We start from the raw sequence: 24,379 nt of genomic DNA, 5'->3' as shown, positions 1-24,379 counted from the left end.
GGTACCTCAGGGGGTGGGGCCCGGCGTCGGCGCGGCGCAGACGGGAGGCGGGTTGCCCTCCAGGGTCAGCAGGGCGCAGAACGTGGCGGCGGTGACCTTCCACGTGCCGCCGAGGCGGATCGCCGAACCCTGCTGGTCGGCCAGCGCGGGTTTGCCGTCGAACAGGATCGTGTAGGTGACATCGGCGTGGTCGGTGCCGGTGCTGGCCACGGTGGAGACCGTGGCCGTGGTGCTCTTGGCCATCGGCGAACCGGCCTGGGCCTTGATGGTGGCGGCGAATGCCTGGCCGTTCTCCAGCAGCGCGATCTTCTGGTCGGCGTCGGTGGCGCCGTCGAAGAAGCGCTGAAAGGTGTCGGTGACGGCCTGGGTGACGGTGGGTGCGCCGGTGGTGGTGGAGGATGCGGGGCCGTGACTCGATCCGCCGCCGCAGGCCGCGGTGGCTCCCAGCAGGGTCGCGCACGCGCAGGTGACGAGTGCCTTCGTCGTGAACATGTCCAGCCTCCCTCGCGGTGACCGGTCGGCTCGGTGATTCAGAAGCAGATTACCGCTGGCGATGATCTATTCCGAGGGTACGCTCGGGAGCCGGAATAACCGGTGGGGACAGCGGGGTTCAGAGATTGTGTTCGTCGAGCCAGCCGCGTGCGAGGTCGTCGGGGGCGGCGTGCTCGTCGCGGACTTTGCCGATCAGGTCGGCCAGGTCGGTGGTGGTCAGTTCGCCCGCGACGTAGTTGAGTTTCTTGATCTGGGTGCCCGTGAGCGCGCCCTGGCGGAAGAGGGGGACGATGCTGTGAGCGCGGAAGGCGTAGGCCGGGTCGGCGATCGGGACGAGGTCGCCCGGGCCGCCGGGGAGCAGGGCCGCGGGGGCGGTGAGCACACCGGCCTGAATCCGGCCGTCGGCGAGGGCCTTTCGCAGCTCGGAGTCGCCGGGATAGACCGTGTAGTGGGTGATGTCGCAGTGGTACCGCTCGCGCAGCGGGGTGAGCACGTCGCGCTGTGGGTCCGGGGCGGGGCGCAGCGGGTCGAGTTCGCTGCCCGTGGCGATGCCGACGGTCAACTCGGCGCAGTGCGGGGCCAGCTCGGGCAGTGTCCCGGGGTACCGGTCGGCCTCGGCGCGGGCCAGCACGAAGGCGGGCCGCAGGTCGGTGCCGTCGGCGATGTCGGAGGTGGACAGTCCCTCGGGCAGGGCACGACTCAGCGCGTCGGCGACATTCGGTGGCTGCTGGACCGCCGACACCCGCGTCGGATCGTTCGGAGCCTCGGCCGCCGCGGCCGCGGCGTTCTTGTCGGGGAGCCGTGCCGTGGCCGTCGAGTCCAGGGCCGTCAACAGGTCGCCGCTGTCGTCGCCGACCAGGGTCACCCTGTCCGCGTCCAGGGCGGCCAGATAGTCCGCGCGCTGTCCCACATGCGCCACGACGGCGGTATGGGCGCCGGTGCGCGCGAGGGCCTGGGCGTAGATCCGGGCAATCAAATCCGATTGAGCGGAATCGCCCGCGCCCACCCGAATCGTCGGGCTCTCGCCGCCGCCGGAGCAGGAAACGGCCAGCGTAGCGGCCATCGCCGCGACCAGCGCGCGGGCCGTCGCCCGCATCGAACCGGTCAACTCCATCCGGCGACACCCACTCCCGATAGATAGTAAGAACGACACCCGGCTGCCAGTATGGACAGCCAGAAGGCGGCCGCCCCGGACACGCATCGTAATCGGAGCGCGCCGAACCCCGACCGCACGGCCCGGGACATCGGAAGGACAGTCAGTGAAATCCTCGATCAGCAATCCTGCGCGTCGGCGTGGGCTACGGCCCGCCCTGACCGCGGTGCGGTTCCTCGCCACCGCGGTCGCCCTGGCCGCGGCGATGGCGCTGTCGGCCTGTGGCGGCAACTCCAACCCGCTGGCCGGATCCGGCGGCGGCTGCGACGGCGACACCAACAAGCTCACCGTCGGCTCCGCGAACTTCCCGGAATCCGAGACGGTGGCCGACGTCTACGCGGAAGCGTTGCGCGCCAACGGATTCGCCGTCGACACCAAGCTCAATATCGGCAGCCGGGAGGCGTACATTCCCGCGCTGCGGCAGTGTTCGATCAGCGTGGTCCCCGAATACACCGGCAATCTGCTGCAGTACCTGGACAAGTCGTCGACCGCGACCGCGGCGGCCGACGTGAACGCCGCGCTGACCAAGGCGCTCGGCGGCGACCTGGCCGCCGGGACCCCGGCCCCCGGTGAGGATTCCGACGGCGTGGTGGTCACCCGGGCCACCGCCGACAAGTGGAATCTGCACAGCATCGCCGACCTCGCCGCGCATTCGTCCGAGGTCACCTTCGGCGCCCCGGCCGAATTCACCGAGCGGCCCGTGGGCCTGCCCGGCCTGAAGAAGGACTACGGGCTCGATATCGCGCCCGACAAATTCGTCCCGATCGGCGACAGCGGCGGCCCGGCCACCGTGCGTGCCCTGACCGACGGAAAGGTGACCGCGGCCAATATCTTCACCACCTCCCCCGCGATCAAACAGAACGATCTCGTGGTGCTGGAGGACTCCCGGCACAACTTCCCGGCCCAGAACGTGGTGCCGGTGCTCAACGCCAAGAAGAAGTCCGACAAGGCGTTGCAGGCGCTCGACGCGGTGTCGGCGAAATTGACCACGGCCGCGCTGATCTCGCTCAACGATCAAGTCTCCGGCCCGACCAAGACCGAACCGGCGGCGGCGGCCAAGGCGTGGGTGACCGCGCAGGGGCTGGACAAGCCGGTCGGATAGGAGGACCCCGTGTCCGATATCGAGTTCAGCGGTGTCACCAAGACCTATCCGGACGGCACCACCGCGGTCACCGATCTGGACCTGCGCATCGAGTCCGGCTCGTTCACCGTCTTCGTCGGCCCGTCGGGCTGCGGCAAGACGACGTCGATGCGGATGATCAATCGGATGATCACGCCGACCTCGGGCACGATCACCGTTGCGGGCGAGGATATTTCGAAGGTTTCCCCGGTGCGGCTGCGGCTCGGCATCGGCTATGTCATCCAGAGCGGCGGGCTGCTGCCGCACCGCACCGTGCTCGACAATGTCGCCACGGTGCCGGTGCTACAGGGCGAGACCCGCCGCGCGGCGCGCAAGGCCGCCTACGAGGTGCTGGATCGGGTGGGGCTGGATCGCGGCCTGGACGGGCGGTATCCGGCGCAGCTGTCCGGCGGGCAGCAGCAGCGCGTCGGTGTGGCGCGGGCGCTGGCCGCCGATCCGCCGATCCTGCTGATGGACGAGCCGTTCAGCGCCGTCGACCCGGTGGTGCGCGAGGAGTTGCAGGCCGAAATGCAGCGTCTGCAGGCGGAATTGCACAAGACCATCGTGTTCGTCACCCACGACATCGATGAGGCGATCAAGCTCGGCGACCGGATCGCGGTGTTCGCCCGCGGCGGCGTGCTGCAGCAGTACGATGCGCCGCAGCGCGTACTCGCCCAGCCCGCAACCGATTTCGTCGCCGATTTCGCCGGACGCGACCGCGGCTACCGGGGCCTGTCGTTCCGCAGCGCGAACGGCGTTGCGGTGCACGACATCCGGACCGCGACGGTGGAGCAGGCGCACGAACTCCGGCTGGCGAAGGGCGAGTGGGTGCTGATCGTCGACCCGACGCGGCATCCGCTCGGCTGGGTCGACGTGACCGGCGTCGAGGGCGTTCGGGCCGGGCACAAGCTGGCCGACAGCATGGCCGCGGGCGGCTCGCTGTATCCGCCCAGTGGAGACCTGCGCCAGGCGCTGGACGCCGCGATCTCCTCTCCGTCGGGAATCGGTGTGGCCGTGGACGACTCGGGTGCGGTGGTGGGTGCGGTGTACGCCACCGAGATCATCGAGCAGCTGGCCGCCCAGCGCGCCGAGGAGGACGAGGCGCGCAATCGGCACTTCTTCGAGCAGGAAAAGGAAGAAGCGCCGTGAGGTACCTGATCGACAACTTCGCCGATATCGCTGGATTCACGCGCACGCACCTGTATCTGGCGCTGGTGCCGCTGCTGATCGGGCTGGTGATCGCCATCCCGGTGGGCACGGCGGTGCGGCGGGTGCCGTGGCTGCGGCGGGTCACCGCGACGCTGGCCAGCCTGGCGTTCACGATTCCGTCGCTGGCGCTGTTCGTGATCATTCCGCCGCTGGCGGGCATCGCGACCATCGATCCGCTCAATGTGGTTATCGCGCTGAGCATCTACTCGGTGGCGCTGCTGGTGATCGCGGTGCCGGCGGCGCTGGATTCGGTGCCGGCGGCGGTGCTCGATGCCGCCGACGCCATCGGTTACACCCGGCTGCGGCGCAGCCTCACCGTCGAATTCCCGTTGGCGCTCCCGGTTTTCGTCGCCAACCTGCGGGTGGTGGCGGTCACCAATATCTCGATGGTGACCGTCGGCGCGCTGATCGGGGTGGGCGGGCTGGGCAAGCTGTTCACCCAGGGCTACCAGCGCGACTATCCCGACGAGATCGTGGCCGGAATCATCGTGGTGCTGGTGGTGGCGCTGGTGGTGGACCGGGTGCTGTTTCTGATCGGGCGCTGGACTACTCCGTGGTTGTCCCCGGCCAAAAGCATGCCGGGGAAACGGAAGTCCTCGCCGCCGGGGAAACGGAAGTCCTCGCTGCCGGGGACACGGAAGTCTTCGCCGCCGGGGACGCGGAAGCTGCCCTGGACACGGAAGCTCCTAGGAGGGGCGGCATGAACCTCTTCATCGACGCCTGGCATTACTTCACCGATGGCGCGAACTGGCAGGGGCCCACCGGGATTCAGCATCGGCTGCTCGAACAGCTCTGGTACAGCTTCCTGGCGGTGGCGCTGTCGGCGGCGATCGCGGTGCCGATCGGGCTGCTGGTGGGGCATACCCGCCGCGGCGCGGCGGTGATCGTCGGCTTCGCCAATGCCATGCGCGCCCTGCCCACGCTGGGCCTGCTGACCTTCGTGGTGTTGCTGCTGGGCCTCGGCCTGCTGCCGCCGCTGCTGGCGCTGGTCACGGTCGGGGTGCCGCCGCTGCTGGCCGGTGCGTACGCGGGCATCGCCAACGTGGACCCGGATGTGGTGGACGCCTCCCGGGCGATGGGCATGACCGAACCCCAGGTGCTGCTGCGGGTGGAGGTCCCCAACGCGCTACCCGTCCTGCTCACCGGATTGCGTTCGGCCACATTGCAGGTCGTCGCGACCGCTACCATCGCCGCCTACGTCAACCTCGGCGGCCTGGGCCGCTACATCTTCGACGGCATCAACCTGTACAAGTACGACCGCGTCCTGGTGGGCGCCATCCTGGTGGCCGTGCTGGCCCTGACCCTCGATGCCCTGCTGGCCGTGCTGGTCTGGCTCAGCGCCCCGGGCACCGGCCGCCTCCGCCGCCGGACGAAGGTGGCTTAGCTCCCGAATTCGTTGGTCCCCCAAGCGAATCGGGCCCGCAGAGTACGCGCGGAGACGATCCACCGCCATGATCGCCAGCCCTGAGATCTGTGGTCTGCCGCGCGGGCGGGACAGGCTGAATTATCGAGACTGAAGTCTGTTCGACTCACGGGGGGAATTCGAACGATGAGCCCGGTCCGGGTGGATGTGCATCTCGATGACGACTACCTCGCCGCGGCGCTGCGCGCCGACGTTCGGGAGGGGTTGACCGCGGCGCCGAAGTTCCTGTCGCCCAAGTGGTTCTACGATGCGGTCGGCAGCCTACTGTTCGAGGCGATCACCGGTCTGCCGGAGTACTACCCCACGCGCGCCGAGCGCGAGATCCTGGTCGACCACGCCGCCGACATCGCGCGCGCCGCCGGGGCGCGCACGGTGGTCGAGCTGGGGTCGGGCTCCAGCGAGAAGACCCGGCTGCTGCTCGACGCCCTGTCCGCGCACGGCACCCTGCGCCGGTTCGTGCCGGTGGATGTCTCGGAATCGGCGCTGCGCGACACTACCCGGCGGATCGCCGACGACTATCGGAACCTGGTGGTACACGGCGTGGTCGGCGACTTCACCGAGCACCTCGACCGGCTGCCCGGCGAAACACCGCGGCTCGTGGCGTTTCTCGGCGGCACGATCGGCAACTTCCTGCCCCCGGAGCGGGCCAAGCTGCTCGCCTCGATCCGGGACGTCTGCGGGTCCGGCGGGTGGCTGCTGCTGGGCAACGACCTGGTCAAGGACCCGGAGACGCTGGTCGCCGCCTACGACGACGCGGATGGTGTCACGGCCATGTTCAACCGGAACGTGTTGCGGGTGCTCAACCGGGAACTCGGCGCCGACTTCGATGTCGATGCCTTCGAACACGTCGCGATCTGGGACGACGAGAACGCGTGGATCGAGATGCGGCTACGCGCCACGCGTGCGATGACCGTGCGAATTCCCCTGGCGGACATGGCTGTTCGCCTGGCCGAGGGCGAGCAGGTGCGCACCGAGATCTCCGCGAAGTTCCGCCCCGACCAGATCGTGCGCGAGCTGACGGATTCGGGATTCGACGCCCGGCATCTATGGAGCGACTACCTGGGCCGATATCTCGTCACCCTGGCCCAGGTCTGCGACTGACGCGCACGACCGAAAGGATTCCACGGCCGATGACGACCACACCCGAGAACGCTCCCGGCACGTCCTGGTCGGGCGACGACCAGCAGTGGTGGGACTGGTACATGACCCTGGCCGGTAACCCGCCGACCGAGCCCACCGCGACGCGGCCGGTGCACTCGACCGGCGACGCGGCCTCCGACCGCGAGGTGCTCGCCAGCCTCGACGCCCGATATCCGTTGACAGACACCGCGATCGAGCACTTCCGCGGCAACGGCTACGTGCGCCTGCCGAACGTGCTTCCGCGCGCGGTGCTGGCCGCCCTGTTCCGCCGCGCGAACCAGCTCCTCGACCGCGAGTACGGCCCGGCCAATCCGGGGCGCTTCCTGGCCCTGGAACAGGTGTGGCGCAGCGATCCGCTCATGCGCGGCGTCGCGCTGTCGCGCCGGCTCGGCGATATCGCGGCGCAACTGCTGGGCGTGGACTCGGTGCGCCTCTATCACGACAACATCCTGTCGAAGGAGCCCGGCTGCGGCCGGACGCCGTGGCATCGAGACTCGCACCACTATCCGCTGGACACCCCGGCCGTGTGCACCTCGTGGATTCCCCTGCACCCCATTCCCGCCGAGATGGGCCCGCTGGGCTGCCTGCCCCGCGGCGCGGCGGCCGACGCGCTGGGGTCGATACCGCTGTCGACCGAGGATCGGTCCTACGACGAGCGCGTGCAGACGACGCTGCGATCCCTGGGCGAGGCACCGGACGCCACCCCGTACGCGGCCGGGGAGGTCTCCTTCCACGCGGTCGACTGTTTCCACACCGCCGGTCCCAATCGCACCTCGGCGCCGCGGCGGGTACTGTCGTCGACCTACTACGCCGATGGCGCCCGGGTCGTCGAGCGGCCCACCATCCTCAGCGGTAGCTGGACGACGTTCCTGCCCGGCGTCGAACCGGGCGGCCTGGCCCTGTCGCCGCTCAATCCCGTGGTCGGCTGCTCGCCCTCGGGCGCGTGAACGCGGTCCGAATCGGTCTGCTCGCGTTGTGCTGGGGATCGACCTTTCTGTGGATCAAGATAGCGTTGCGGGCCCTGAGCCCGGTTCAGGTCACGTTCTTCCGAATGCTCATCGGCGCAGCGTTTCTCGCGCTCATGGTGTTCGCCTTCCAGCGCAGGCGCCTGCCCCGCGCCCCCGCCGTCTGGGGTCATCTGCTGGTGTCGGCCGCGCTGGCGAACGCGATCCCGTACCTGCTCTACACGATCGCCGAGCAGGGTATTCGCACCTCGTCGGCCGGTGTCATCAGCTCGACCACACCGATGTGGACGCTGCTCACGGTCGCCGTCTGGGGCCGAAAGTCCGAGGGGCACACCGTCAGACAGGTGAGCGGCCTGCTGATCGGATTCCTGGGCTGTGTGCTCATCTTCTCGCCGTGGCGGTCCGGCTCCGACCTCATGAGCCGGGGCGGGCTGGAGTGCCTGGTCGCCTCGGTCTTCCTCGGCGTGAGCTACGTGTACATGGAGAAATTCCTGGCGCACCGAGACATCTCGCCCATGATGCTGTCGGCGGGCCAACTCGCGGCGGCGGGCCTGCTGCTGATGCCCGCCCTGGTGGTCGAGGGGGCGCCCGCGCCGCATCCGCGCCTCGACGCCCTGCTCGCCCTCGCGGTCCTCGGACTGCTCGGCACCGGGGTGGCCTATGTGCTGAACTATCGCGTGATCTCCGACGGCGGTTCCGTCGCGGCGTCGGTGGTGACCTATCTGCTCCCGGTGGTGTCCGTCGTTCTCGGCGCGACCGTACTCGACGAGCCGCTCACGCCGATGACGCTGGCGGGCACGGCGCTGGTACTGCTCGGGGTCGCGCTGCCGTCGACGCGGAGGCGGGTGCATCGCAACGGCCCGACGGCCCCGGCCGAACCGGCAGTGCGGTGAGGGTGGGGAAGCCGAAGTTGTTGTGCCACACCAGATCCGATTCGGGGACGGCGAGGTGGAGGTGGGGGAAGCGGTGCAGCAGGGCGGTGAAGGCCACCTCGGCCTCCATGCGGGCCAGGGCGGCGCCGACGCAGAAGTGGGCGCCGTGGCCGAAGCCGAGATGCTGGTCGGTGGGGCGGGTGATGTCGAGGCGGTCGGGGTCGGGGAAGTGGGCGGGGTCGTGGTTGGCGGCGGCGACGGCGATGTGCACGAATTCACCGGCGGGGATGTCGATGTCGCCGATGCGGACGGGTTCGGCGGTGTAGCGGACCGTGGTCAGGTGGACCGGGCCGTCGAAGCGGAGGAACTCGTCCACCGCGGCGGGCATCGCCGCGGGATTCGCCCGCAGCTCCCGCATCAGGGATTCGTCGCGCAGCAGGGCGAGTGCGCCGGTGGTGAGCAGGTCGACGGTGGTGCCGTGCCCGGAGATCAGCAGCAGGACGGCCGTGTCCATCAGCTCCTGTTCGGTGAGCCGGTCGTCCGCGTCGCGGGCGTGCACCAGGCCGGACAGCAGGTCCGCGCCCGGGTGGGCGCGCTTGGCCCGCACCAGTTCTCGCAGGTACTCCCGCATCGTCTCCATGGCCGCGTCGCGCTCGGCCCCGACGATCCGGAACATCTCCCGCGCCCAGCGCCGGAACTCGGCCTGATCGGCGCGCGGGACCCCCAGCAGGTCGCAGATCATGCCGACCGGCAGCGGCAGCACGAACGCCGTAAGCAGGTCCACCTCGTGCCGCTCGGCCATCCGATCCAGCAGCGCGGCAACGGATTCCGCGATCTTCGGCCGCAGTGCGGCGACGGCCCGCGGGGTGAACGCCTTGTTCACCAGCGTGCGCAGCCGGGTGTGGTCGGGCGGGTCGCTGTTGACCATGTTGTGGCCGAGCCGGGTGAGCGGCGCGTTCGCGGGCGCGCCGGGGTAGGTGCGGCGGAACAGTGCGGCAATGCCGTTGGCGCTCTTGCACAGTCGCGGATCGCGGAGCGCGGCGCGGGCCTCGGCGTAGCCGACGATCAGCCAGCTCACCACCCCCTCGGGCGCGTGCACCCGCAGCACCGGCCCGCGCGCCCGCCAGCGGTGATAGTGCGCGTGCGGGTCGGCGTAGAAGTCGTCGTCGAGCGTTTCGATCGCGCTCGCGGCCGCGATATTCATCCCGAAATAATAGGCCGCGCCCATCAATTTTCCATCCGGGTTCGATAATTAATAAATAATTTTGCGCGATACCACCGCGCCGCCGAAGCGACTCACATACTCTTCAGATGCGCCCGAGATCCGGGCGCGAACTTCGAAACACACTCGAACCAGGAGGTGTAGTCATGGCGCTTGTTCGCATTGTCAAGCGGATGAAGCAGGGGAAGAGCCTGAAGCAGTACGCGTGGTACGGCTGGATCTGATTCCGTAACGCGTCACTTCCGCACTCGCGCCCGAATCGGCTCGCCGCATCGGGCGCGAGACCCACCCGCCGTTCAGGAATATCGCCATGTCTGCACACCATATTGCCGGACATTCCCGGACCGTCGTGTTCGCGCCGCGAATCGCCGAGCTCTTCGACAAATACCGCGGACAGGATCTGTTCCGGCTGGAGCCCGACACCATCGGGATCGCGGGAGCGGACCTCATGGACGCGGTGCTCGCCGCCCGGCCCGCCCGGCCCGACGAGCGGCCCACCTTCAAACCCGTGCACCACCGCCCGGTCAGCCGCGCCGACGCGTCCACCTTTATGCAGGCGGTCACCGCCGATGTGCGCGCCGCCCTGAAGACCCCGCCGGACACCGATATCGACCTCACCGGGAGCTGGCCGCAGCGGGCGCACGATTACGTTCGAGATCTCGTGTTCGGCCACGAGGATTTCCGATTCCGGGTGCTCGTCGACCGCCGCCTGGAGTTGACGCCGAAATTGACCTGGTCCGCGGTGACCTCGGGGGCGGCGCTGATCGGCAGAACCGGTTCGGCCCGGCCGCTGTCGAAACTGGCGGAACAGGTTTTCCGGGCCGATAATTTCCGGGACCGCCGGTACGCGATGTATCTGTACCGCCGGGTCGCCGCGCCGGTCTGTTTCACCGTGGCCGCGCTGGTGACCAGTGCCGTCTGGCTGGCCTCTCCGTTGCCGCCGGAAACATCCAATCGCAATATTCTGCTCGAAACCCTCAGGCTGCTGCCGCCGTCCTGGAATCTGCTGCGGCTCAAAGGGCCCGAATACGCGGCCGTCGACGACCGGATCGGCGTGGGCGACGATATTCTGCTGCTCCCCCTGCTCAGCCAGCGCGACCCGCGCCTGTGGGAGGCGCCCGACGAATTCCGCCCCGACCGCTGGGACGAACTCGACCCCGACACCCATCCCGGCTATCTGCCGTTCGGTCACGCGTCCGAGCGCTGCTGGGGACGGCACCTGGTGCTGCCGCTGGCCGAACGCATTCTCGACATCGCCCGCCGCGACGGGCTCGCGGTCGACCCGGACCAGGTCGTCGGCCGGGTCGAACTCGACGGTCTGCTGGAGATCGCCGACCTGCGCGTGCGCGCGAAACCCGTTGCTACCTGACCAATCCCGTGCGATGCGCGTACGCGATGGCCTGACCGCGGTCGCGCACGTCGAGCTTGGCGAACAGCGAATTGATGTGGCTCTTGACCGTGCTGACGCCGATGAACAGCTCCTTGGCGATCTCGGAGTTGTTGCGGCCCTGGGCCATCAGGCGCAGCACGTCCAGTTCCCGATCGGTGAGATCGGCGGCGGGCGGGGGCGCGGGCGCGCCGAGCGCGGAGACCAGCCGGGCGCCGACATCGGCGGCGAGGGTGGTGTGCCCGCTGGCGACCGAGCGGATGGCGGCGGCGATCTCGGCGCGCCCGGCGTCCTTGGTGAGGTAGCCGCGGGCCCCGGCGCGCAGTGCCCCGGCGATGGAGGCGTCGTCGGCGTAGGTGGTCAGCACCAGCACCGAGGTCCCCGGGTGCGAGGCGGTGATCGCGGCGGTGGCGGCGACGCCGTCGATGCCGGGCATGCGCAGATCCATCAGCACGACGCGCGGGGCCAGGCGGCGCACCAGTTCCACGGCCTCCGCGCCGTCGCGGGCCTCCCCCACCACCCGCACGTCGGGCAGCAGCGACAGCACCGTGGTGAGGCCGTCGCGCACCGTGGTCTGGTCGTCGGCCACCACCACCGTGATCACGGCGTCGCCGCGCGAAACCGCGGCACCCGGATCCGCACCGTCCATCGCCCGTCCTCCTTCCGCGCCTCCACTGTGCCACCCGAGGCGGCCAGCCGCTCACCCATCCCGAGCAGACCCGCGCCCGACCCCGAGCCGGTGAGCGAACCGCGCTGGGCGGCGAGCGGATTGGTGATGTCCACGGCGAGCCGGTCGTCCTCGGCCCGCAGCGACAGCGAGACCGGTTGGCCCGGAGCGTGTTTGCGCGCATTGGTCAGCGACTCCTGCACCGCACGGGTGATCGCGACCGCCGCCTGCGCGTCGATGCCGCGCAGCTCGGTATCGGTGCGCACCTCGACCTGCCCACCGGCGCCGCGATGTTCGTCGGCCAGGCGCCGCAGCTCCGCGGCCAGGTCGATGCCCTCCGAGCGCAGCGCGCCCACCACGCGGCGCGCGTCCTCGAGGCCGGAGACCGCCAGCCGGTGCGAGGCGCGGACGCGGTCGGCGGCACGGTCCACCTCGCCCGCCTCCAGCAGGGCGTCGGCGGCGTCGAGCTGCATGACCAGCCCGCCGAGGGTGTGGGCGAGCACGTCGTGGATATCGCGGGCGATGCGGCCGCGTTCGGCCAGCGCGGCGGCCCGGTCGCGTTCCGCGCGGATCACCCGATTCTGTTGCAGCAGTAGGCGATTCTGCTCGGCGGAGATGCGGGCCTGGCGGCGGCTCCAGCCCATCAGGCCGATCACCGCGGTGCCGACGATCAGGTTGAGCAGCATCCGGGGCGGCTCCTGGGCGACCGTGAGCGAGGCGCACGAGCTCAGCAGGGCCGCCGCCGCGATGGCCAGGCCGACGACCGGCGAATCGTCGGCCAGGGAGACGGCGACGAACACGGCCGCCAGCGCGGTGATCGCCGAGGATGCCGAATACGCGATGGTGAGGCCGCCGCAGATCGCCATGAGCGACAAGGACACTCGTACCGGCCAGCGCGGACGCACCGGGGCCACGATGAACAGCGCCCACCCCGCCCAGGACACCGCGATCAGCGCGAGTTCCCACCGCTGCCCCGGCAGGCCCGTGCTGATGACCGCGCTCACGACGGAGACGAGACCGACCAGGCGCAGCAGCCTGCTCAGTCTCGTCGGCGGTGTGATCGTGACGGCCATCCGGTTCAGTGTGCCGCAACCAGCCTGAACTGTTCGGAACGGCGGAGCAGCACCGCGCTGCGGCCCACCCGGTTGAGCGCCAGCATCAGCAGGATGACGCCGACCGCGGTGACGATGGTCGCCCCCACCGAATGCGCCCACACATCCACCCCGATGCGCACCGCGACCAGCACCAGCCACAGCAGCGACCCGACCCAGCCGGTCCGCGCCAGGATCTGCCCGTCCGCCGCGCGCAGCTGCGACAGCTGCCCCATCGCCGCGCCGACGGCCACGCTCAGCACCGCCGACAGCACCAGCAGGGACACCGCGACGGTACTGATCTGCACCCCGGACACCGCCGACTTCAGCTGGAACACACCGATCACCGCCAGGATGATCGGCATGCGCCACATCCGCCGCTGATCGAGCACCTGCCACCGCATCTGCCGGTACATGATCCAGCCCAGGATCAGCACGATCACCGCGCCTTCGAACACCGTATTCTGCATGCCGTTCATGCCTCCAGCGTCGGCCGACGACACCCTCGCACCCACCACCCGCGGGTGGAGTGCGGGTGGAATTCAGGCCAGCAGACCCAGGTCGCGGCGGCCGGGACCGAGAATCGCGGCGGGGTCGGCGCCCAGGACGCCGTGCAGCAGTTCGTGATAGATGTCGCGGAAGTCGACGGTGGTCTTCAGGTCGCCGTTGTCGAGGTCGGTGAGGCTGGGTTCGTCGCCGTGGAAGCCGGGGGTGATCGAGGACCCGGCGAGGAAGACCGGGCCCGCGGTGCCGTGGTCGGTGCCCTGGGAGGCGTTGGCGCGGACGCGGCGGCCGAATTCGCTGTAGGCCAGCAGCACGACGTCGCGGCCGCGGGGGTGGGCGGCGATGTCGCGCAGGAACGCCGACATCGCCTCGTCCAGGCGGCCGAGCAGCCGTTCCTGGGTGTGGCGCTCGTCGGCGTGGGTGTCGAAGCCGCCCAGGCTCACCGAGTAGACGCGGGTCGGCACGCCCGCCTTGATGCAGCGCGAGACCAGGTCGAGCTGGGCGGTGAGCGGATTGCCGCCCGGTGCGGCCTTGGCGGGGTGCAGCGCCGAAAAGGTCTGTGTCACGGTCTGTTCCGCGCGGTAGCCGGTGCACACGCAGCCCTGGGCCGTGGTGTCGCGGAGATCGGCGGCGGCCAGCCCGGCCAGCGCCGCGGACAGGTCGGGCGGCAGCGGGGCGGTGGCCGGATCCAGCGCCGCCGCGGTATGTTTCGCGCCCATCGCCAGCTGCGGCAGCACCGAGCCGATATTCACCGCGCGCACCGGGTCGTCGCCGGTGGCGTCGAGCCAGCGGCCGATCCAGCCGGTGGGCACCGGCTGGTCGGGCGAGGCGGTCTGCCAGATGTCCATGGACCGGAAGTGGCTGTGGTCCGGTTTCGGGTAGCCGACGCCGCGCACGATCGCCAGTTGCCGGTTCCGCCACAGCTCGGCCATCCCCTTCATGGCCGGATTGAGGCCGAGCGCTTCGTCGAGATGCAGCACTTCCTCGGGGCGGTAGGACAATTCGGGTCGGGCGTCGTGATAGGCGTTGTCCGCGTAGGGGATCAGGGTGTTGATGCCGTCGTTGCCGCCGTACATGGTGAGCACCACCAGGATTCCCGCGCCCGGCGGCAGCGGCGTGGTCCGTGCGCGGTGCGCGAGCTCGTCCCAGGTGAGCGTGGCGGCCCCGAGCGCGCCCAGGGCGCCCAGCACACCGGAGCCGACGAGGAACTGCCTGCGAGTGACTTCGGGCATGGGAAAGGCTTTCAGCTCGTGAGGAATTCGGGGGTGTTGATCGCGAGGACGGCCAGCCGGGCCGGATTGCCGCGCGCGGCGCCGAGCACCTTGGCGCTGCGATCGGACCAGGCGCCGACGCCGAGCAGATGCCCGGCGGCGTCCACCCGGTCGGTGGCCGCGGCGTCCGCGATCGGGGACAGGTCGGCCTTCTTCAGCAGTGCGGTGGCGGCGGTCAGGCGCAGCTGCGCGGCGGCGCTCGACATCCAGCCCTGCCCGCGCGGCCAGCCGCCCACATCGGGCGGATAGAACGGCAGCTGCCCCAGCGCGCGCAGCGCCCCGGCGAGCCGACGCACGTCGGCGTCGTCGGTCAGCGGCACCCGCAGCGCCCGCACCGCGGCGACCGCCCACTCGACCGGCCCGTGCACGACGGTGTCGCGGGCGGAGACGAATTCGGGGTCGGTGAGGATCGCGGTGATCAGGGCCGTCAGATCGCGGCCCGGGCCGTAGGCGGCGGTGATCCGGTCCAGGGCCGCCGCCGAGGGCGGATCGTCGGAGGCCAGCTGCTGCCACAGCCGCCCCGCCACGTACCGCGCCGATTCGGGGCGGCCCAGCACGATATCGCAGAACTCCCGCGCCCCGAGCGGACCCGTCACGCCGAGAACGGTTTTCGTGCCCGGGTCGTGCCGCTTCGGGTCGAAGACGGCGGCGGTGTCGCGGGTCGTCCAGCCGGTCAGCGCCCGGGCGCCCTCGCGCACATCGGTTTCGGTGTATCCGTTGCCGTGGCCGAGCGCGAACAGCTCCATGAACTCGCGGGCGAGATTCTCGTTGGGCGCCTTGGCGGTATTGGCGGTGCCGTCGAGCCAGTGCAGCATGGCCGGGTCGGTGAGCATGGCGTAGGCCAGCGCGCCGAAATCGCCGGTGCCCAGCGTGCGCAGCGTGGTGTTCTGGGCGGCCATATCCGCCGCGCGGCGCACCTTGACCGCGGAGGTGGCGAAGTGGTTGTGCCACAGCAGGGTCAGCTTCTCCCGCGCCGGAACCTGCACCGCGGCCATGCGTCTGAGCCACCAGCCGGTGAGAGCGGCCAGCTGCGCGGTCAGCTCGGCCTGATAGCGATGCCGGGCGTCGGCGGTGGCGGCGCGGCCCGGCGGGGCGGGCGACGGGAACTGCGGCAGGGGTGTGGCGCGCGCGCCCGGATCGGCGTTCGGATCCGCCGCCAGCGCGGCGCGCAGATAGCCGACGGGGTCGCCGACCGCGTCGATCTCGGGCCCGGTCGCGCCGAAACCGATCCGGCGCAGGACGCGCGCGGTGTGCATCCACTGTGGCGATTGGCTGCCCATGGTCCGAGTATCGAGCCGGTCGCGGCCGTCTCGAGCGGCTGGCAGCGGACCTTCAGCCAATCCTCAGTCCCCGCCGGAGAATGTCGGGTGTGCAACCGGGACGCATTCTGGTCATCGAGGACGCCGACGCCATCCGGGCCGCCGTCGCCGCCGCGGTGCGCGCGGCCGGGCATCAGGTGCTGGCCCGCGACGACGGCGGCCTGCTGGAGCGCGACCTCGAGCGGTTCCGCCCCGACGTGGTGGTGCTGGACGTCATGCTGCCCGGCCGGGACGGGTTCGAACTGCTGGATTCGGTGCGCGCCCGCTGCGGCGCGGGCGTGGTCATGCTGACCGCCCGCGACGGCGTCGAGGACCGGGTGCGCGGGCTGCGCTCCGGCTCCGACGACTACGTGATCAAACCCTTCGACCTGGGCGAACTGGTGGCCCGCATCGAGGCGCTGCTGCGCCGCATGGGCCGACTACAGACCAAGATGACGATCGGGGACCTGATGGTCGACGCGGACTCCGGCACGGTGCTGCGCGGCACCGCGCCGATCACCCTCACCGCCACCGAATTCAAACTCCTCACCCACCTGGCCACCCACCGCGACCAGGTGCTCACCAAGACCCAAATCCTCACCGCCGTCTGGGGTTACGAAGCCTACGACCCCAACCTGGTCGAGGTCTACGTCAGCGCCCTGCGCCGCAAACTCGAGGAACACGGGCCACGACTGCTGCACACCGTGCGCGGGATGGGGTACACACTGCGGGTCGGGGACCGATGAGCCGATGCGAACCGTATCCCTGCGTCGCCGCGTAACCCTCACTGCCGCACTGGTTTCCGGCGTCGCACTGATCGCCGTCGGCCTCGTCGTGCACAGCCTGTTCGCGATCGTCGTCACCCGGGGTGAGACCGCGGTGCTCAATGATCGGGTGCAGTTGGCGAAACAGCTTGCGCAGCAGAATACTTCGCCTGCGGATCTGATCGTGCGGGTGGACAACCGGTCGGTGCGGGCGCGGCTGGTGCTGCCGGACGGGCATGTGTACGGCAGCCTGTCGCCCAGGCACGAGGCGGCCTTTCCGACCAAGACCAGGCATGTGCTGCTGACCGGGCCGGGCCAGCTCGACCGCGCGCGGCTCGCGCTGCAGGTGGATACGCCGCTGCTGGCCACGATCCAGTCCCGGCTGGGGTGGGTGCTGGCCGGTGCGATCACCGCCGCGATCGTGGTGATCGCGGGCGGGCTGTGGTTCGGCGTGCGGCGGGCGCTGGCGCCGCTGGATGCGATGACCGGGCTGGCCCGCGATATCGCCCGCGGCGGGCGCGGCCGCCGCCTGTCCCCCTCCCGGACCGATACCGAACTCGGCCGCACCGCAAGCGCTTTCGACGAGATGCTGGATGCCCTCGAGGGCGCGGAGGCCCGCGCCCGCGGCTCCGAGCGGCAGCTGCGCGCCTTCGTCGGCGACGCCGCCCACGAGCTGCGCACCCCCATCGCCGGGATCCGCGCCATCGCCGAGGCCGTCCTGCACCAGCCCGCCGACACCGATCCCGCCGAGCGCGAGCGCATGCACCTGCTGCTGGCCCGCGAGGCGCAGCGGGCCGGTCGCCTGGTCGAGGACCTGCTCGACATGGCCCGCATCGACGCGGGCCTGCACCTGCGCACCGAGCCGGTGAACCTGTACGAGCTGGCCCGGACCCAGCTCGATCGCATGCGAATGCTCCACCCGGACACGGACTTCCGCCTCGACGGCGAGCCGGTGACGGTCGCCGCCGACCCCGAGCGCATCGGCCGGATCCTCACCAATGTCCTGGGCAATGCCTGCCAGGCCGCCGGGAACGAGAGCGCAACGGTCACGGTGTCGGTGGACGGGTCGGCAACGACGGCGCGGGTCACGATCGCCGATACCGGCCCCGGGGTGCCCGCCGCGGATCGGGAACGCATCTTCGATCGACTGGTGCGCCTCGACAGCGCGCGGGACCACCGGTCCGAGGGAGCGGGGCTGGGGCTGGCCATCGCCCGCGGGATAGCCCGCGCCCATCATGGCGACCTCATGTGTGCCGAGCCTCCGCCCGGGTCGACCGGGGCCGTCTTCGTCCTGACCCTGCCGCTGCCGTCCTGAAGATCGGCTGAAGAACCCCGCCCGATTCAGCGTCTCTTCAGCTGCCGCGGGCAGATTCGATGTCGGACGCAATCCGATACGAAGTGGAGTAACCATCATGAAGCGCACCGTCGCCGCCCTGCTCGCCGGTACCGCCGGTCTCGCCGCCCTGGCCATCGCCGTCCCGGGCGTCGCCTCGGCCGACACCCCGCAGTGCAACCCGCAGGCGCGGGCCGCCGTGCGGGCCCAGATCGCCCCGCAGGTCGCCGCCTTCCTCGCCGGTCATCCCGACCTGGCGACCGAGCTGGCGAAGGTCAGGGGCCTGCCCGAGGATCAGCGCCGCGCGGAGTGGCAGTCCTACCGCCAGTCCCACCGGCAGGAGATCCAGGACTTCCGCTCGGTCCGGCAGCCGATGATCGACTACCGCAACGCCTGCCGCGGCTAGGGGGTGATCCGGAACAGCTCGGTGTCGTGCGCGGGCACGGTCGCGCCGAGGGTGGTGTCGAGGGCGAAAGTCGTACCGGTCCACAGGTTCCGGGCCACGCACCGGTTCGCCGCGGGCGGCCGCACGGCCGACAGTACGGTCTCGATCCGGGCGTCGGCATCGCCGGGATTCCACAGCGCGACCACCACCGACCCGTCCGACATTGTTCTGCGCCAGACCCTTCCGGCGGTACCCGGCACCACCGTGGCGGGCGCCGCGAACGAATCCTGGTCCACCGCAATCACATCCGGGTTGGTGAGCAGGCTCGCCGTCGCCTTGTCCATGTAGGCCGGTGCGTTTCCGGCGATCAGCGGCGCGGCCAGCAGCGCCCACATTCCGAACTGGGTGCGCTGCTCGGCGCGGGTGAGGCCGGGATAGCGGGTGCCCGGCACGCCGGTGACCCCGACCACCAGCATGTCCGGGTCCAGCCAGTGGTCCGGCCCGGTGCGCGCGGTCAATGGTCCGGTGGTGTCGAGGATTTCGCGGATGCCCTGATGGCCGGTCAGGCCCTGGCGCAGCGCCCAGCCCGGATAGGCGTCGTTGGTGGTCCGCCACATCGTCGCGATGCCGGACCAGTCGTATTCCGCGCCGGGCGGCGGCTCGGCGACATCGCTGTTGGGATTGATGCTGTAGACGATCGGACGTCCGGTGGCGCGCAACGCATCCCGCATTCGCGTGAACGCGGCCACCTGCTCCGGCAGCGCGGAATCGGTGGAGCACCAGTCGTATTTCAGGAAGTCCACGCCCCACGCGGCGAAGGTGGCGGCATCCTGCGCCTCGTGCCCCGCGCTGCCGGTGCTCCCGGGATACGTCCCGCCGATCTGCGCACAGGTCCGCGCATTCGGACTCTCGTACAGCCCGAACCGCAACCCCCGCGCATGCACGTACTCCGCCAGCGCCGCCATCCCCGCCGGAAACCGTCCCGGATCCGCCTGCAGCGCACCATCACTCGCCCGCCGCGGATAAAACCAGCAGTCGTCCACCACCACGTACCGATACCCGGCATCCCGCATCCCACTGGCCACCAACGCATCCGCCTCCTGCTCGACGGCGCCCGCATCCACCCCACACCCGTAACTGTTCCAACTGTTCCACCCCATCGGCGGCGTAGCCGCCACCCCCGCAAACGCCACCCCACCAGCACTCAACCGCCCCCCATGCCGAACCGGCCCGGCAGCCACCAAACAGCCCAACAGCACCACCAGCACAGCAGGCACCAAAACCAACCGCGCCATCCTCACCGACCGACCACCTTCGAACAAGGCGCAGCCATGGCATCACACCCAACGATTCCGGCATGCTTTTGGCCGGAATCCACCGTGCCGAGAGAGATTCCGGCCAAAAGCATGCCGGAATCATGTGGGAACGAGTGGGCGTGAGTGAACGGCGGGTGGGGAGCGGGGGCGGGCAAGGACGAGCGCCCCGCTCGGTGGGGAACGAGGCGCTCGTGGTTGTTGCGGGAGGGGGTTATCGGGTGACGCCTTCGGCGCGGGCGGCGGCGGCGACGGCCTCGGCGACCGCGGGGGCCACGCGCGGGTCCAGGGGGCTGGGGACGATGCGGTCGGCGGCGAGGTCGTCGCCGACGACGCTCAGGATCGCCTCGGCCGCGGCGATTTTCATGCCCTCGGTGATGCGGCGCGCGCCCGCGTCCAGGGCGCCCTTGAAGACGCCGGGGAAGGCGAGCACATTGTTGATCTGGTTCGGGAAGTCGCTGCGGCCGGTCGCCACGATCGCGGCGTAGCGGTGGGCCACCTCCGGGTGGATCTCCGGGTCCGGATTGGACATGGCGAACACGATCGACTGCGGCGCCATGGCGGCGATCAGCGGCTCGGCGATGGTGCCCGCGGACAGGCCCAGGAACACGTCGGCCCCGGCCATCGCCTCGGCGGCGCCACCGGTCAGGCCGCGCGGGTTGGTGCGCTGCGCCAGTTCGGCTTTCACGGCGTTGAGGTCGGCGCGGTCGGTGCTCACGATGCCCTTCGAGTCGAGCACGACGATGTCGCGCACGCCCGCGGCCAGCAGGATATTGGTGCAGGCCACGCCCGCAGCGCCCGCGCCGGACACCACGACCTTGAGCCCGTCGATGCCGCGGCCCTGCACCTTGGCGGCGCCGGTGAGCGCCGCGAGCACCACGATGGCGGTGCCGTGCTGGTCGTCGTGCATGACCGGGCAGTCCAGCGCCTCGACGACCCGGCGCTCGATCTCGAAGCAGCGCGGCGCCGAGATGTCCTCCAGGTTCACGGCGCCGAAGCTGGGCCGCAACCGGATCAGGGTCTCGACGATCTCGTCGACATCCTTGGTGTCCAGCACGATCGGAATGGAATCCAGCCCGGCGAACTTCTTGAACAGCGCGGCCTTGCCCTCCATGACCGGCAGCGAGGCGCGCGGGCCGATATCGCCCAGACCGAGCACCGCGGTGCCGTCGCTGACCACGACGACCAGGCGGTCGGTCCAGGTGTAACGCTTGACCAGCGCCTGCTCCTGATGGATGGCACGGCTCACCTGCGCGACGCCGGGGGTATAGGCGATGGAAAGATCCCGCTGCGTCTCGAGCGGTGCGGTCAATTCCACCGAGAGCTTGCCCCCGAGGTGTCCGGCGAAAATCTCTTCATGGGTAATGGCGGACAGGCTTGCCGTATCACTTTCACGGCTCGCCGTGGCGGCGTTCGGTGCATCAGTCACGGAGGACACGATTTCACTCCTGCTCGGTGTCGACTCAACCGGCTGGCGGTTACCGTCGGGTATTGGTATCAATGGTTTTTCGAGTTACTCGCCGGGTGCGCCGACCACGCTTGCGGATGTCGGAAAATACTGCTCGGTAGTTACATCGGGGCAAGTGACGCAACGTTTTTCGTATTACGACATACGGTGGCGTATCGCTGCACAGATCCGTCGAACGAGAACCGGACGGGTGGTCCGGACAATGCCGTGGGGTGCGCTGCGAACCGGAGCCGTGCGTCACGGTTCGAAGATCACCGACCGTCCCCGAGCGAGCGGTGGCGTCGGCCGGGGATCGGAACATTCTGCCAGCAGCCGCGGGAGGTTGCCAAATCACCACGCGCTGGCCTGCCATGGACCCGAGCATAGGCCGCGCGAATTACCGGCGGGAGAGCGAAAACTCGCGCCCTCGGCGCGTCGCCGGTGAACACTCGCACCGCGGCGATCAGGCGGGGGTGAGGTCCGCGCGCGGGCGGTCGGCCCCGGGCTCGCACCGCCCGGGTCGCACCCATACCGACTCCAGGCCCCCGGCGAACAGCCGCATCCGCCAATCGCTGGCCGCGCCGGGATGGTCGGTGCGCCGGTGCATGCCGCGGGTCTCGGTGCGGGCCAGCGCGCTGTATTTGGTCCACCGCGCCACCGCCAGCAGCGCCGCCGCCTGCCGGGCCCGCACCCGGTCCGGTCCGCTGCCGCCGAGGCCGAATTCGGTGACCGGCCACATGGCGTCGAGTTCGGCGATGCTGTCGCGCAGGCTGCCCGCGCTGCGCCAGTAGCTGCGCCGCAGCGGCACGGTGTGCTCCTGCACCAGCCCGACCACCGCGCGCGGATCGATGCTCGCCGCCGGGTTCAGCCCGGCCCCGGCCACCGACCGCACCTTGCCCACTCGGCCCCGGCCGCGCGCGAACCGGGCCGCACCGGTCCCCGCCCACACCCCCGACGAGATCGCCCACGCGCCGCCCTGCCCGCCGAAGCCGCCGACCGCGCCCGTAATGGGTTCGCGCGTGGCCACATCGCCCGCCCCGAACAGCCCCGCGACGGTGGTGGCGCACTCGAATCCGACGATCCGCACCCCGCCGGTGCCGCGCACCGTGCCCTCCAGCACGGCCCGCAGCGGCACCCGGGCCTGACCGTGCGACAGCTGCCGCCCCAGCCGCCCGGGAAGCTCGTCGAGCGCGGCATAGACCCGGCGGCCGTCGGCGAGGGCCGCGAACGCCGCCGCGCGCGACCCGAACGGATCGCCGCCCAGCACGGCGCCGGTCTCGTCGTAGAGGGTGGCGAAGTGCAGCGCCAGATCCGGCGCGGGCGCCGTCCCCGGCCCCGGCACCTCGTCGGCGGCGACCGCGGCCAGCCGCGAATCGCCCACGGGCGCAAGGGCGTACGCGCCGGAGAACTCCATGCCCGACAGCTCCCCGCCGGCCTCGGCCGCCATCAGCAGCCCGTCGCCGGTGTCGACGTCGGTGCCCGCGCCGCCGGACAGGAACGCGCAGCCGCCGGTGGCCAGCACCACCGCCCCGGCGCGCGCGGTCCAGGTGCGAAAATCGTTGCGCGACTGGACCCCCGACGCCCCGGAGACCACGCCCTCGACATCGACGCGTAATTGCAGGGCCGGATGATGGTCGAGCACCCGGACCCCGGCGACGATCAGGCTGCGGCGCAACCGGCCCAGGTATTTCGCCCCGTCCAGCGAGACCCGCGCGGGTCGCCCGGCGCCCTCGCCCGGGAACCGGTACCCCCACCGCACGAGCTGGTCGACGCGCCGATGGGTTTCCGCCAGCACCCGGTGCATCCACTCCGGATCGCCCAGCTGGCCGCCGTGCTCGAAACTGCGCCGCACGGCTTCGTCGCGCGCCGGGCCCGGCGGGATGTTCCATAGCGACACAATGCCTTTGGCGGTCGGGCCGCTGGCGCCACAGCGGCCCTTGTCGACGAGCACCACGCGCGCGCCCTCGGCGGCCGCGGCGAGGGCGGCCCACACTCCGGCGGGGCCACCGCCCAGCACCAGTACGTCCGCCGCTATTTCGCTCACAAGGAAAAATATTCGGACACAATTCACCCGACCGCAACCACTACACGGGACTCAATTCCACCACTGCGTAACCAAAAGGTAACCCGCCGCAACAAAAACGACCATCGATCCGGAAAAAGCCGCAAAACCTCGATGCCGGTCGGAAAATACCTGTGCTGCCACGGCGAGCGCCGCCAACCCGATATGCCAGCCCACGCTCGCCGCGCCCGGTCCGGGAAATCCGTCCCGCGCGCCGAGCACCTCGGTGACGATCACGACCAGGGCCAGCACCGCCATTCCGCCGGCAACGATTCCGCTCAGCGCACGCAGTACCCGCATACCCCTGGCGTTCATGCGACGACCACCGGCACCCCGGTGGCCTTGCCGGTCAGTACCTCGAATTGCGCCGGGTCCGTGGTGAATTCGCCGAGGCGAATGGTCTTGTTGGCGCCGTGATAGTCCGACGAGCCGGTGGTGAACAGGCCCAGTTCGTCGGCCAGGCCGCGCAGCACGGCCCGATCGGCGGCGCTGTGGTCGGGGTGGTCGACCTCGAGCCCGCCCAGGCCCAGGGTGGCGAGTTCGCGAATATCGTCCAGCGCCAGCAACCGGCCGCGCTTGCGGGCGCGGGCATGCGCCACCACGGTCACTCCGCCCGCGGCGGCGACCATTTCGACCGCGCGGCGCAGCGGGGTGTCGGCCTTCTCCGCGTAGTAGCGCCCGCGCGGGGCGAGCAGTTCCTCGAAGGCGGCATCGACGGTGGGCACCACGCCCGCGGCGACCAGCGCCCGCGCCAGATGCGGCCGCCCCGCGGCGGGACCGGCGGAGGCGAGCACCGCGTCCGGGTCGACCGGCAGGCCGTCGGCGGCCATCCGCTCGGCCATCGCCCGCACCCGGGCCACCCGCTCGGCGCGTAGCCGCTCGCGCTCCCGGGCGAAGGCGGGATCGGTCGGATCGAACAGGTACGCCAGCAGGTGCACCGGCACCGGCCAGCCGTCCTCGCCCAGCCCGACGCACGACATCTCCATGCCGCGCACCAGCGTCATCCCGCGCGGCAGGGCGGCGAGGGCGTCGGCCCAGCCGGCGGTGGTGTCGTGATCGGTGATCGCGACGACGTCCAGTCCGGCCGCCGCCGCACCGCGGACCAGTTCGGCCGGACTGTCGGTGCCGTCGGAGGCGGTGGAGTGGGTATGGAGATCGATGCGCACCCGTCCATCTTGCCGGGCAAACGCTCCCCGGCACGCTTCCCGCTGTTTCCCGGCACGCCTCCGACCGTCCCCGGCACGCCTCCGACCGTCCCCGG

The 24,379-nt window shown here is 70.7% G+C and carries 25 protein-coding genes; 12 read left to right on the top strand and 13 right to left on the bottom strand.

Annotated features, from left to right (window positions below; genetic code table 11):
• Positions 1-6 precede the first annotated feature (6 nt).
• Positions 7-492, bottom strand: a complete 486-nt coding sequence (locus HPY32_RS45785) for an MTB12 C-terminal domain-containing protein (protein ID WP_067576965.1) — start codon at positions 490-492, stop codon at positions 7-9.
• A gap of 118 nt (positions 493-610) precedes the next feature.
• Positions 611-1,606, bottom strand: a complete 996-nt coding sequence (locus HPY32_RS27105; protein WP_067576963.1) for a glycine betaine ABC transporter substrate-binding protein — start codon at positions 1,604-1,606, stop codon at positions 611-613.
• A 244-nt stretch (positions 1,607-1,850) separates the two neighbouring features.
• Here HPY32_RS27105 and HPY32_RS27100 point away from each other — a divergent pair, with 244 nt between their 5' ends.
• The 7 genes from HPY32_RS27100 to HPY32_RS27070 all read left to right on the top strand — a co-directional run bounded on the left by HPY32_RS27100 (position 1,851) and on the right by HPY32_RS27070 (position 8,395).
• A complete protein-coding gene (locus tag HPY32_RS27100) occupies positions 1,851-2,747 on the top strand; it encodes an ABC transporter substrate-binding protein (RefSeq protein ID WP_067584049.1) in 897 nt (298 codons plus the stop codon).
• A gap of 9 nt (positions 2,748-2,756) precedes the next feature.
• On the top strand, positions 2,757-3,914 hold the full coding sequence (locus HPY32_RS27095) for an ABC transporter ATP-binding protein (protein WP_067576961.1): 1,158 nt from the start codon (positions 2,757-2,759) through the stop codon (positions 3,912-3,914).
• The gene (locus HPY32_RS27090) at positions 3,911-4,678 is read left to right on the top strand and encodes an ABC transporter permease (RefSeq protein ID WP_067576959.1); all 768 of its coding nucleotides are present in this window, start codon (positions 3,911-3,913) and stop codon (positions 4,676-4,678) included. The genes HPY32_RS27095 and HPY32_RS27090 overlap by 4 nt, the downstream gene beginning before the upstream one ends.
• Positions 4,675-5,358, top strand: coding sequence for an ABC transporter permease (locus HPY32_RS27085; RefSeq protein ID WP_067576957.1), 684 nt, complete (start codon positions 4,675-4,677; stop codon positions 5,356-5,358). The genes HPY32_RS27090 and HPY32_RS27085 overlap by 4 nt, the downstream gene beginning before the upstream one ends.
• A gap of 165 nt (positions 5,359-5,523) precedes the next feature.
• Positions 5,524-6,498, top strand: coding sequence for an L-histidine N(alpha)-methyltransferase (gene egtD / locus HPY32_RS27080; RefSeq protein ID WP_067576955.1), 975 nt, complete (start codon positions 5,524-5,526; stop codon positions 6,496-6,498).
• Positions 6,499-6,527: 29 nt separating this feature from the next.
• Entirely contained in the window at positions 6,528-7,484 is a 957-nt protein-coding gene (locus tag HPY32_RS27075; RefSeq protein WP_067576953.1) for a phytanoyl-CoA dioxygenase family protein, read from the top strand.
• A complete protein-coding gene (locus tag HPY32_RS27070) occupies positions 7,481-8,395 on the top strand; it encodes a DMT family transporter (protein WP_082870428.1) in 915 nt (304 codons plus the stop codon). The genes HPY32_RS27075 and HPY32_RS27070 overlap by 4 nt, the downstream gene beginning before the upstream one ends.
• Here HPY32_RS27070 and HPY32_RS27065 read toward each other — a convergent pair.
• The gene (locus HPY32_RS27065) at positions 8,277-9,578 is read right to left on the bottom strand and encodes a cytochrome P450 family protein (RefSeq protein ID WP_082871019.1); all 1,302 of its coding nucleotides are present in this window, start codon (positions 9,576-9,578) and stop codon (positions 8,277-8,279) included. The genes HPY32_RS27070 and HPY32_RS27065 overlap by 119 nt on opposite strands.
• Before the next feature lie 107 nt (positions 9,579-9,685).
• Here HPY32_RS27065 and HPY32_RS46600 point away from each other — a divergent pair, with 107 nt between their 5' ends.
• A complete protein-coding gene (locus tag HPY32_RS46600) occupies positions 9,686-9,820 on the top strand; it encodes a tryptorubin family RiPP precursor (protein ID WP_216676378.1) in 135 nt (44 codons plus the stop codon).
• An 86-nt stretch (positions 9,821-9,906) separates the two neighbouring features.
• Positions 9,907-10,965: a cytochrome P450 gene (locus tag HPY32_RS27060; RefSeq protein WP_082870427.1), complete on the top strand. Its 1,059-nt coding sequence runs from the start codon at positions 9,907-9,909 to the stop codon at positions 10,963-10,965.
• On the opposite strand, the gene HPY32_RS27055 is transcribed toward HPY32_RS27060, so the two are convergent.
• From HPY32_RS27055 to HPY32_RS27035, 5 genes are all read right to left on the bottom strand, one after another.
• Complete coding sequence (locus HPY32_RS27055; RefSeq protein ID WP_067576945.1) at positions 10,958-11,632, bottom strand: response regulator transcription factor; 675 nt, start codon at positions 11,630-11,632, stop codon at positions 10,958-10,960. The two genes, HPY32_RS27060 and HPY32_RS27055, sit on opposite strands and share 8 nt — an antisense overlap.
• The gene (locus HPY32_RS27050; RefSeq protein WP_067576943.1) at positions 11,584-12,723 is read right to left on the bottom strand and encodes a sensor histidine kinase; all 1,140 of its coding nucleotides are present in this window, start codon (positions 12,721-12,723) and stop codon (positions 11,584-11,586) included. Before HPY32_RS27050 ends, HPY32_RS27055 begins: the two co-directional genes overlap by 49 nt.
• Before the next feature lie 5 nt (positions 12,724-12,728).
• Complete coding sequence (locus tag HPY32_RS27045; RefSeq protein WP_067576941.1) at positions 12,729-13,220, bottom strand: hypothetical protein; 492 nt, start codon at positions 13,218-13,220, stop codon at positions 12,729-12,731.
• Between the two features lie 63 nt (positions 13,221-13,283).
• On the bottom strand, positions 13,284-14,477 hold the full coding sequence (locus HPY32_RS27040; protein WP_067576939.1) for a DUF1501 domain-containing protein: 1,194 nt from the start codon (positions 14,475-14,477) through the stop codon (positions 13,284-13,286).
• Positions 14,478-14,488: 11 nt separating this feature from the next.
• The gene (locus HPY32_RS27035) at positions 14,489-15,796 is read right to left on the bottom strand and encodes a DUF1800 domain-containing protein (RefSeq protein WP_067576937.1); all 1,308 of its coding nucleotides are present in this window, start codon (positions 15,794-15,796) and stop codon (positions 14,489-14,491) included.
• 80 nt (positions 15,797-15,876) lie between these two features.
• On the opposite strand from HPY32_RS27035, the gene HPY32_RS27030 reads away from it, so the two are divergent.
• From HPY32_RS27030 to HPY32_RS27020, 3 genes are all read left to right on the top strand, one after another.
• Positions 15,877-16,560, top strand: coding sequence for a response regulator transcription factor (locus HPY32_RS27030; RefSeq protein ID WP_067576935.1), 684 nt, complete (start codon positions 15,877-15,879; stop codon positions 16,558-16,560).
• A 4-nt stretch (positions 16,561-16,564) separates the two neighbouring features.
• Entirely contained in the window at positions 16,565-17,893 is a 1,329-nt protein-coding gene (locus HPY32_RS27025; RefSeq protein ID WP_067576933.1) for a sensor histidine kinase, read from the top strand.
• A gap of 97 nt (positions 17,894-17,990) precedes the next feature.
• Positions 17,991-18,317, top strand: coding sequence for a hemophore-related protein (locus tag HPY32_RS27020; protein ID WP_067576931.1), 327 nt, complete (start codon positions 17,991-17,993; stop codon positions 18,315-18,317).
• On the opposite strand, the gene HPY32_RS27015 is transcribed toward HPY32_RS27020, so the two are convergent.
• The 5 genes from HPY32_RS27015 to HPY32_RS26995 form a co-directional block, all read right to left on the bottom strand.
• Positions 18,314-19,591: a glycoside hydrolase family 27 protein gene (locus tag HPY32_RS27015; RefSeq protein ID WP_067576929.1), complete on the bottom strand. Its 1,278-nt coding sequence runs from the start codon at positions 19,589-19,591 to the stop codon at positions 18,314-18,316. The two genes, HPY32_RS27020 and HPY32_RS27015, sit on opposite strands and share 4 nt — an antisense overlap.
• 232 nt (positions 19,592-19,823) lie before the next feature.
• Entirely contained in the window at positions 19,824-21,038 is a 1,215-nt protein-coding gene (locus tag HPY32_RS27010) for an NAD(P)-dependent malic enzyme (RefSeq protein ID WP_373686674.1), read from the bottom strand.
• Positions 21,039-21,519: 481 nt separating this feature from the next.
• Positions 21,520-23,100 (bottom strand): FAD-dependent oxidoreductase, encoded by a 1,581-nt coding sequence (locus HPY32_RS27005; RefSeq protein ID WP_067576927.1) that lies wholly within the window; start codon positions 23,098-23,100, stop codon positions 21,520-21,522.
• Between the two features lie 51 nt (positions 23,101-23,151).
• Positions 23,152-23,433, bottom strand: coding sequence for a hypothetical protein (locus HPY32_RS27000; RefSeq protein ID WP_228787323.1), 282 nt, complete (start codon positions 23,431-23,433; stop codon positions 23,152-23,154).
• On the bottom strand, positions 23,430-24,284 hold the full coding sequence (locus tag HPY32_RS26995) for a PHP domain-containing protein (RefSeq protein ID WP_067576923.1): 855 nt from the start codon (positions 24,282-24,284) through the stop codon (positions 23,430-23,432). The genes HPY32_RS27000 and HPY32_RS26995 overlap by 4 nt, the downstream gene beginning before the upstream one ends.
• Positions 24,285-24,379 lie beyond the last annotated feature (95 nt).

This window comes from Nocardia terpenica, from assembly GCF_013186535.1.
Lineage (GTDB): Bacteria > Actinomycetota > Actinomycetes > Mycobacteriales > Mycobacteriaceae > Nocardia > Nocardia terpenica.
The sequence above is the reverse complement of the archived record's forward strand: the minus strand, read 5'-3'. Positions and strand labels throughout refer to the sequence as shown.

Bases quoted from the DNA above. Each gene is read 5' to 3' on its own strand.
- HPY32_RS45785 (WP_067576965.1), bottom strand. From the start codon at position 492: ATGTTCACGACGAAGGCACTCGTCACCTGCGCGTGCGCGACCCTGCTG.
- HPY32_RS27105 (WP_067576963.1), bottom strand. From the start codon at position 1,606: ATGGAGTTGACCGGTTCGATGCGGGCGACGGCCCGCGCGCTGGTCGCG.
- HPY32_RS27100 (WP_067584049.1), top strand. From the start codon at position 1,851: ATGGCGCTGTCGGCCTGTGGCGGCAACTCCAACCCGCTGGCCGGATCC.
- HPY32_RS27085 (WP_067576957.1), top strand. From the start codon at position 4,675: ATGAACCTCTTCATCGACGCCTGGCATTACTTCACCGATGGCGCGAAC.
- egtD (WP_067576955.1), top strand. From the start codon at position 5,524: ATGAGCCCGGTCCGGGTGGATGTGCATCTCGATGACGACTACCTCGCC.
- HPY32_RS27075 (WP_067576953.1), top strand. From the start codon at position 6,528: ATGACGACCACACCCGAGAACGCTCCCGGCACGTCCTGGTCGGGCGAC.
- HPY32_RS27065 (WP_082871019.1), bottom strand. From the start codon at position 9,578: ATGAATATCGCGGCCGCGAGCGCGATCGAAACGCTCGACGACGACTTC.
- HPY32_RS46600 (WP_216676378.1), top strand. From the start codon at position 9,686: ATGCGCCCGAGATCCGGGCGCGAACTTCGAAACACACTCGAACCAGGA.
- HPY32_RS27060 (WP_082870427.1), top strand. From the start codon at position 9,907: ATGTCTGCACACCATATTGCCGGACATTCCCGGACCGTCGTGTTCGCG.
- HPY32_RS27055 (WP_067576945.1), bottom strand. From the start codon at position 11,632: ATGGACGGTGCGGATCCGGGTGCCGCGGTTTCGCGCGGCGACGCCGTG.
- HPY32_RS27050 (WP_067576943.1), bottom strand. From the start codon at position 12,723: ATGGCCGTCACGATCACACCGCCGACGAGACTGAGCAGGCTGCTGCGC.
- HPY32_RS27045 (WP_067576941.1), bottom strand. From the start codon at position 13,220: ATGAACGGCATGCAGAATACGGTGTTCGAAGGCGCGGTGATCGTGCTG.
- HPY32_RS27040 (WP_067576939.1), bottom strand. From the start codon at position 14,477: ATGCCCGAAGTCACTCGCAGGCAGTTCCTCGTCGGCTCCGGTGTGCTG.
- HPY32_RS27035 (WP_067576937.1), bottom strand. From the start codon at position 15,796: ATGGGCAGCCAATCGCCACAGTGGATGCACACCGCGCGCGTCCTGCGC.
- HPY32_RS27030 (WP_067576935.1), top strand. From the start codon at position 15,877: ATGTCGGGTGTGCAACCGGGACGCATTCTGGTCATCGAGGACGCCGAC.
- HPY32_RS27025 (WP_067576933.1), top strand. From the start codon at position 16,565: ATGCGAACCGTATCCCTGCGTCGCCGCGTAACCCTCACTGCCGCACTG.
- HPY32_RS27020 (WP_067576931.1), top strand. From the start codon at position 17,991: ATGAAGCGCACCGTCGCCGCCCTGCTCGCCGGTACCGCCGGTCTCGCC.
- HPY32_RS27015 (WP_067576929.1), bottom strand. From the start codon at position 19,591: ATGGCGCGGTTGGTTTTGGTGCCTGCTGTGCTGGTGGTGCTGTTGGGC.
- HPY32_RS27000 (WP_228787323.1), bottom strand. From the start codon at position 23,433: ATGAACGCCAGGGGTATGCGGGTACTGCGTGCGCTGAGCGGAATCGTT.